At 74.8% G+C, this 7,525-nt stretch carries 6 protein-coding genes; 2 read left to right on the top strand and 4 right to left on the bottom strand.

Annotation, left to right across the window (positions count from 1 at the left end; translation table 11 throughout):
- Positions 1–123: 123 nt before the first annotated feature.
- Both ACFWJO_RS29395 and ACFWJO_RS29400 read left to right on the top strand, forming a co-directional pair.
- Positions 124–1,050 carry a DUF3027 domain-containing protein gene (locus ACFWJO_RS29395; protein WP_386869949.1) on the top strand — a complete coding sequence of 309 codons (927 nt, stop codon included), beginning with the start codon at positions 124–126 and terminating at the stop codon, positions 1,048–1,050.
- A 554-nt stretch (positions 1,051–1,604) separates the two neighbouring features.
- Positions 1,605–4,850 (top strand): sacsin N-terminal ATP-binding-like domain-containing protein, encoded by a 3,246-nt coding sequence (locus tag ACFWJO_RS29400; RefSeq protein WP_386869951.1) that lies wholly within the window; start codon positions 1,605–1,607, stop codon positions 4,848–4,850.
- Between the two features lie 91 nt (positions 4,851–4,941).
- Here ACFWJO_RS29400 and ACFWJO_RS29405 read toward each other — a convergent pair whose 3' ends face one another.
- The 4 genes from ACFWJO_RS29405 to ACFWJO_RS29420 all read right to left on the bottom strand — a co-directional run.
- Positions 4,942–5,469: a DUF1062 domain-containing protein gene (locus tag ACFWJO_RS29405; protein WP_386870020.1), complete on the bottom strand. Its 528-nt coding sequence runs from the start codon at positions 5,467–5,469 to the stop codon at positions 4,942–4,944.
- Between the two features lie 222 nt (positions 5,470–5,691).
- Complete coding sequence (locus ACFWJO_RS29410; protein ID WP_386869953.1) at positions 5,692–6,045, bottom strand: hypothetical protein; 354 nt, start codon at positions 6,043–6,045, stop codon at positions 5,692–5,694.
- Positions 6,046–6,150: 105 nt separating this feature from the next.
- Entirely contained in the window at positions 6,151–6,699 is a 549-nt protein-coding gene (locus tag ACFWJO_RS29415) for a hypothetical protein (RefSeq protein WP_386869955.1), read from the bottom strand.
- Between the two features lie 189 nt (positions 6,700–6,888).
- On the bottom strand, positions 6,889–7,525 hold a 637-nt coding region (locus ACFWJO_RS29420; RefSeq protein WP_386869956.1), incomplete at its 5' end, for a cation transporting ATPase C-terminal domain-containing protein.

The following is a 7,525-nucleotide window of genomic DNA, read 5'->3' on the forward strand; positions in this document are numbered from 1 at the left end:
CGGGCGTGGACGTCGATGCGGCCCTCTGGTCCGCTCCGTACCACCGCCCGGGACTTCGCTCCCGCTCGCTCCCGCTCCTCGGCCGGCGCACCCGTGAGACGGCGTAGGAGAGAAGCGAGACCTGTGAGTGCTGCGACGACGCGAAGCCGTACCCCGCGTACCCCGCGAGCCACGCGTACCCCCGACCGTCTGTGCGCCGAGGCGGTAGACCTCGCGAGGGAGGCGGCCGAGGAGGCCGCCGCGCCCGGCGTCGTCGGGGAGCACGTGGAGGTCGTCGCCGAGGGTGACCGGGTCGTCACGCACTTCTTCGAGTGCAAGGAGCCCGGCTACCGGGGCTGGCGCTGGGCGGTCACCGTGACCCGGGCCTCCCGCGCCAAGAACGTCACGCTCGACGAAACCGTCCTGCTGCCCGGTTCCGAGGCGCTCCTCGCGCCCGAGTGGGTGCCGTGGAGCGAGCGGCTGCGGCCCGGCGACATGGGCCCCGGCGACCTGCTGCCCACCGAGCAGGACGACCTGCGCCTGGAGCCCGGCTGGTCGGGCGAGGACGCGCCGCCGCCGAACTCGGCCGTCTCCGAGGAGATGGTGGACCACCTCGACGAGGAGGACGCCGAGCTCACCTCGCGCACGCCGTCCCGCGGCGCCATCACGGCGGTCGCCGAGGAGCTCGGCATGCGCCGCGCGCGGGTGCTGTCCCGCTACGGGCTGCACATCGCCGCGGACCGCTGGGACGAGGCCTTCGGCGCGAAGACCCCGATGGCCCAGGCGGCGCCCGCGAGCTGCCAGTCCTGTGCCTTCCTGGTGCCGATCGCCGGCTCCCTGAAGCAGGCCTTCGGCGTGTGCGCGAACGAGTTCTCCCCGGCCGACGGCCGCGTGGTCTCCCTCGCGTACGGCTGCGGCGGCCACTCGGAGGCCGCGGTCATGCCGAAGCCCCCGCGCCCGGCGCCGCCGGTCCTCGACTCGATGGCGGCCGACGAGTTCCCCCTCCGCCCGGCGAAGGACTCGGGCTCGACGACGGAACCGGACGCGTCGGAGGACTTGGGGCACTCGTAGGTCCCTGGGGCATTCGGTGGCCCTCGGGCCGGTCGTTGGTCCTCGGGCCGCACCTAGGACCCCAGGCCGCTCGTAGGTCCTCGGGCCGCTCGGTGGTCTTCGGGCCACTTGTGGGCCCTTGGGCCGCTCGGTGGTCTTCGGGCCACTTGTGGGCCTTTGGGCCGCTCGTAGGACCCCGGGCCGCTCGGTGGTCCTCGGGCCACACGTAGGACCCCAGGCCACACCTAGGACCTCGGGCCGCTCGTAGGACCCCGGGCTACTTGTAGGCCTTCGGGCCGCTCGGTGGTCCCTGGGCCACTCGTAGGCCCTCGGGCCACACGTAGGACCCCAGGCCACCCGTAGGACCCCAGGCCGCTCGTAGGACCTCGGGCCACTCGGCGGTCCCTGGGCCACCCGTAGCGCCTGGCAGGGGCCTTGCGGGGCCCGTGGGGCCCCGGGTGCGCCCCCGGCGCGGGGGTGCCTCCGCGCGCCCCCCGGGGGCGGACGTGCCCCGGGCGTCGGGGTGCGACGGGGCACGGTACCTTCGGGCACCGGCCACTTCCCCGTCCCGCAGAGTGGAGTCAGACGTGAGCGTCAGCGTCAGGACGTCGACCGACGGAACCGACCCCTTCGGTACCGCACGGCTCCGCAGAGGCGTGCTCGACGCGTGGGGAGCGGGCCCGGCCCGTTTCCGGGAGGACGCCAACGCCGAGGAGGACCTCGTCCTCGGCGGCTACCGCGACCGGCTCGTGATCGAGCTCGCCCAGAACGCCTCCGACGCCGCCCGCCGCGCCGGCGTCACCGGCCGGCTCCGCCTCACCCTCCACCCGGCCGACGCCGACGGCCCGGCGGTCCTCGCCGCCGCCAACACCGGCGCCCCGCTCGACGCGACCGGCGTCGAGTCGCTGTCCACCCTCCGCGCCTCCGCCAAGCGCACCGACCGCGACACCGGCGCCGTCGGCCGTTTCGGCGTCGGCTTCGCCGCCGTGCTCGCCGTCACCGACGAGCCCGCCGTCCTCGGCCGTCACGGCGGCGTCCGCTGGTCCCTCGCGGAGGCCCGCGCGCTCGCCGCGGAGACCGCTCGGCACAGCCCGGGACTCGGCGACGAACTGCGCCGCCGCGAGGGTCACGTACCGCTGCTCCGGCTCCCGCTGCCCGCCGAGGGCACCGCGCCCGAGGGCTACGACACCGTCGTCGTCCTGCCGCTGCGCGACGCCGCCGCCGTCGACCTCGCCGAGCGGCTGCTCGCGGCCGTCGACGACGCCCTGCTGCTCACCCTGCCCGGTCTGAGCGAGGTCGTCGTCGAGACGGCGGACGGCGCCGTCCGCACCCTCACCCGCACCGCCGAGGGCGGCTACGTCCACATCGGCGACTCCGCGACCGGTCCGCGCCGCTGGCGCACCGTCAGCCACGGCGGACCGCTCGACCCGGCCCTGCTCAAGGACCGTCCCGTCGAGGAACGGCTGCGGCCGCACTGGTCGGTCACCTGGGCCGTACCCGTGGACGCGGACGGCGCGCCGCGGTTCCCGGCCACCGCGCCCGTCGTCCACGCCCCGACCCCCACCGACGAGCCGCTCGGCATCCCCGCCCTGCTCATCGCCTCCTTCCCGCTGGACACCGCGCGCCGCCACCCGGCGCCCGGGCCGCTCACCGACTTCCTGGTGGAGCGGGCGGGCGACGCGTACGCCGAGCTGCTCGCCGAGTGGCGGCCGGTGACCACCGGCACCCTCGACCTCGTGCCCGGCCCGCTCGGCAAGGGCGCCCTGGACGGCGCGCTGCGCGCCGCCGTCCTCGAGCGGCTGCCGCGGGTGGCGTTCCTGGCGCCGGCCGCCGCGTCCGAGGACCTGCCGGCGCTGCGGCCGATCGAGGCGGAGGTCGTCGAAGGCGCGGGCGCGGAGACCGTCGCGGTGCTCGCCGAGGTGTTCCCGACGCTGCTGCCGGCCGGCCTGGAACGCCGTACGGAGCTGCGGACGCTCGGCGTGGGCCGGCTGCCGCTGACGGAAGCGGTCGACCGGCTGGCGGGCGTGGACCGCGGCCCGGAGTGGTGGTGGCGGCTCTACGACTCGCTCGCGGGTGTCGACCCCGACCGGCTGTCGGGCCTGCCGGTGCCGCTGATGGGCCCGGAGACGGGCGCCCGGGCCGTCGGGGCGGACGCCCTTGCGGACGGTGCCGAGGCGGACGCGCTCGCGGAGGGCGCCGAGGAGGACGAGGCCGCGGCCCCGCCCGCCGCCCGCGTCCGCACCACCATCGGCCCGCGCCAGGTCCTGCTGCCGCAGGACCACACGCCCGTCGACCTGGCCCGGCTCGGCCTGAAGGTCGCCCACCCGGACGCCGCCCACCCGATCCTGGAGAAGCTCGGCGCCGTACCGGCGACACCGCGGGCGGTGCTCACCACGCCGCAGGTGCGGGCGGCGGTCGCCGCCTCGCTCGACGCGGGCGAGATCTGGGACGAGGACGCCGACACCCTGGACGCGGACGAGCTCGCCGAGACCGTCCTCGCCCTCGTACGGGACGCCGACCTGGCGCCCGGCGACGAGCCGTGGCTGGGCGCGCTCGCGCTGCCCGACGAGGACGGGGAGCTCGCGCCGGCGGGCGAACTCGTGCTGCCGGGCTCGGCGTTCGCGTCCGTGATGCGCGAGGGCGAACTCCCGTTCGTGGACGCGGAGCTGGCCGCGCGGTGGGGCGAGCAGCCGCTCGCGGCGTGCGGTGTGCTCGCGGACTTCCAGCTGGTGCGGGCCACCGATCTGGTCCTCGACCCGGACGAGCTGGAGCCGCGCGAGGGCGATTTCGCGGAGCCGGACGACGCGGGACTGCTCGACGCCGTCGACGTGTGGTGCGAGGACGTCCTGGACCGGCTTCCGGAGACCCCGGTGCCGCCGGTGGCGACCGAGATCGTGGCCGTACGGGATCTGGACCTGGTCGACGACGACGCCTGGCCGCGGGCGCTGGCGCTGCTGGCGAAGCCGCCGCTGCGGGACGCGCTGACGCAGCCCGTGCGGGTGCTGCTGCCCGACGGCACGACGGAGACCGTCCGCTCGTACACCGCCTGGTGGCTGCGCGACCACCCGGTGCTCGACGGCCGCCGCCCGGCGGGCCTGCGGGCCGCCGGCACGGACCCGCTCCTCATCGGCCTGTACGACTCCGCCGACGCGACGGGCTTCGAGGACGAGCAGGTCCTGCGGGCCCTGGGCGTCCGCACGTCCGTCCCGGCCCTCCTGGACGAGCCGGGCGGTGCCGCGGAGCTCCTGGGGCGGCTCGCCGACCCGTCCCGCGAGGTGTCCGGCGCCCAGCTGCACGCCCTGTACACGGCGCTGGCCGACCTGGACCCGGAGCAGGTCACCCTGCCCGACGAGCTGCGGGCGGTCGTGGACGGCGCGCTGGTGGTGGTCGACGCGGCCGAGGCCCTGGTGGCGGACGCGCCGGACCTCCTGCCGCTGGCGGCCGGACTGCCGCTCCTCCCGGTCGCCCCGTCCCGGGCGGCCGACCTCGCCGAGCTGTTCCAGGTCCGCCGCCTGAGCGAGGCGGTGGAGGCCGAGGTCACGACGGTGGGCGAGGAGCACGAGGTGCCGCCGTCGGTGCACGCGCTGCTCGGCCCGGCGGCCCCGGCCACGTACGTCGAGCACGAGGAGCTGCGGGCCGCGGGCGTCGAACTCGACTGGCGCCGCACGGCGGACGGCGTGGTTCACGCCGCCACCCTGGAGGGCGTCGCCGCGGGCCTGGCCTGGGCCGCGGGCCAGTGGCCCCGCCGCTTCGAGGTGGCGGCCCTCCTGGAGGACCCGTCCCGCACGACGGAACTGGCCCGCGACCGCTGGTTCGACTGAACGTCGGGCCCGGTACGCGGCGGCGAGACCCACGCGGGTGTCGCCGCCGCGCACCTCGGGCCGGGGTCGACCGGCCCCCGGGCCGGGGGGCTCAGCGTTTGAGCGTGAAGGTGAAGTCGCCGGTGGTCCTGCCGTTCAGGCGGATCGCAGAGACGAGCTTCCCCTCCTCGACCAGTCGCTCGGTCTCGGCCCGGGACAGTCCGCAGCCGTCGGCGATCAGCCGTACCGGCCGGACCGGGATCCGGGCCGCGAAGCGGACCGAGACGTCGATCACCTCACGGTCCAGGTGGTCGGATCCGCCGGTGTCGAGGCGCCAGGCGCCGCCCCAGTCGAGGGCGATGCGGTTGCGGCGCTGCACGGCCGGGTCCTGCAGCAGCTCGGCCGCCAGGCCGAGGTCGTTGGCGTGGAGCCGGTCCAGGAGACCGGGGCGTACGGAGCGCACGTTCGTCCGCTCGAAGAGCGTCAGCTTCGCCGTCTCCCCGCAGCCGGTGCAGAGCACGAGGAGCCAGGCATCGAGGCGCTTGTGGTTGGCGTTGACGCGGAACTTGCCGTTCGCCCGGAAGCGTTCGGACGCGCACGTGTGGCAGCGACGGAGGACGAGCGGCAGGCGGGTGGGCATGACGACCCAGTGGGTGAGCACAGGAGTACACCGGTTTCAGTGTGAGAAATCCGCAGCAAAAAGCAGCGCGGCGCAGCTGCGCGACGCGCGACCGATCAGCTCTCGGGGTGTCTCACACGGTGTACAACGGCAGGTCCTCGCCTGGACGACAGGTTCGAACAGCACGCTAGCGACGCAACCGGCCGCCGTGCCAATGGTTTTCGTGTGCCTCGGCGACGGGTGTCACGGGTCCCGGCGGGCGAGCGTCTCCGCCGGCGGCCGGCCCGTTCGCGCGGCGGCGAGCAGGCGTGCGCGCAGGGCGGCGCGGGTGCGGGGGCGGTAGCGGGGTTCCCTGGTGCAGCCGCAGGACGAGCGGCCTTCGTAGCGCAGGCCTGCGGCGAGGACGGCGGCCACCACGGACCAGGCGCGCACGTCACGGCGTGGCGGCGGGGCGAAGTCGTGGCCGGCGCACGCGAGGGGGCGGGCGCAGTTCGGGCACGGGTGTTCCCGCGGCGGGTCGGGGTGGCGCTTGAAGCTGACGCGGCACGAGACGCACGCGTAGTGCAGCTTGTACGACGTCACGGCGTAGTGGCACACACGACGACCGTACCGACGCCTCCGGGGGCGGACCACCGGTTTCGGACGCGCGCCCGGCGAGGCCGGCGCGTGGCGCGCCTGCCTCGCCGGGCGGGTGATGTTCGGTCAGATCTGGTACTTGTAGCGGAAGGAGCCGAGGAGCTTGCAGGTCACGTGGTCGTGGTCGAGCAGGTTGACCGTGGCGTTCATCGTGCCGCCGCCGGTGGTCTCCTCGTACGTGCCGACGCCGTAGAGGATCGTCCAGGTGCCGGACGGGTAGACCGTGGTGTCCGAGGTCAGGGGCGCGGTGAGGGCGTAGCTGATGACGAGCTTGTCGCCGTCGGGCTCGGCGAGGGTCGCCGTGCCCTTGATGTCCCACTTGCCGGGGATGGTCGCGGTGCAGGCCGTCTCGTCCTGCGTCCAGGTGCCGTTCGTGGTCGGGATGCCGGTGACGGTGCCCGTACCGGTCACCTTGTAGCCGTTGCAGCCCGTGGTGTCCGGGTGCGGGGTCGCGACCACGGCGTAGTTCGCGGTCTCGTCGACCTGGATCGACGGCGGAGTCGGGGTGGGGCCGGTCACGGCGGACGCGGTCCCGGTCGTGCTGCCGAAGATCAGTGCGGCTGCGGCCGCCGCGCCGGCTATGCGCGCGGACCAGCGCTGGGCGATACCTGCCATGTTTCCCCCGTACGTATGTGTGTGCAGATGCTGTTGTTGTTCAACGCGGCCTGTGTGAAGGCGCGTTAAAGACAGCTTGGCCGAACAGATGTGCTCCCGTCGAGCGATTCAGCCGATTTACATACCGCCGGTTTGGTTTTCCTTGCGCGTTCCCGCGCCGGACCCCCTCCGCCCCTTACGCCGGACGCCTCACGCGGGGAACCGCCGCCCCACCCACCGCCACGCCAGTTCGAGCACCGCCGCACCCGCCGCCGCGATCGCGACCGCGGTCCACGGCATCGTCACCCCGACCAGCTTCAGTGCGAAGAAGTCCTGGAGCCACGGCACGACGAGCACCAGGAGGAAGGCCCCGGCCATCGCCGCGACCAGCGCGACGCGCCACCAGGTGTACGGGCGGGCGATGATCGCCAGGACCCACATGGAGACGAGGAAGAGGGTGAGCGTGGCCGCGCTGGTCTCGGCGTCCAGGGCGTCGGGGCCCGTGTAGTAGGCCCGGGCGAGGAGGTACGTCGCGAAGGTCGCCGCCGCCGCGATCACGCCGGCGGGGATCGCGTACCGCATCACGCGGCGCACGAAGTTCGGCTTCGCGCGTTCCTTGTTGGGCGCGAGGGCCAGGAAGAAGGCCGGGACGCCGATGGTGAGGGTGGACAGCAGGGTGAGGTGGCGCGGCAGGAAGGGGTATTCCACCTGGCTCACGACCACCAGGATCGCCAGCAGCACCGAGTAGACGGTCTTCGTCAGGAAGAGCGTCGCGACGCGGGTGATGTTGCCGATGACGCGGCGGCCCTCGGCGACCACCGACGGCAGCGTCGCGAAGGAGTTGTTC

The organism is Streptomyces sp. NPDC127092, assembly GCF_042722475.1.
GTDB lineage: Bacteria > Actinomycetota > Actinomycetes > Streptomycetales > Streptomycetaceae > Streptomyces.

Coding starts and splice junctions, on each gene's coding strand:
- ACFWJO_RS29415 (WP_386869955.1), bottom strand. CDS start 6,699: ATGGCAGGTATCGCCCAGCGCTGGTCCGCGCGCATAGCCGGCGCGGCG.
- ACFWJO_RS29405 (WP_386870020.1), bottom strand. CDS start 5,469: ATGCCCACCCGCCTGCCGCTCGTCCTCCGTCGCTGCCACACGTGCGCG.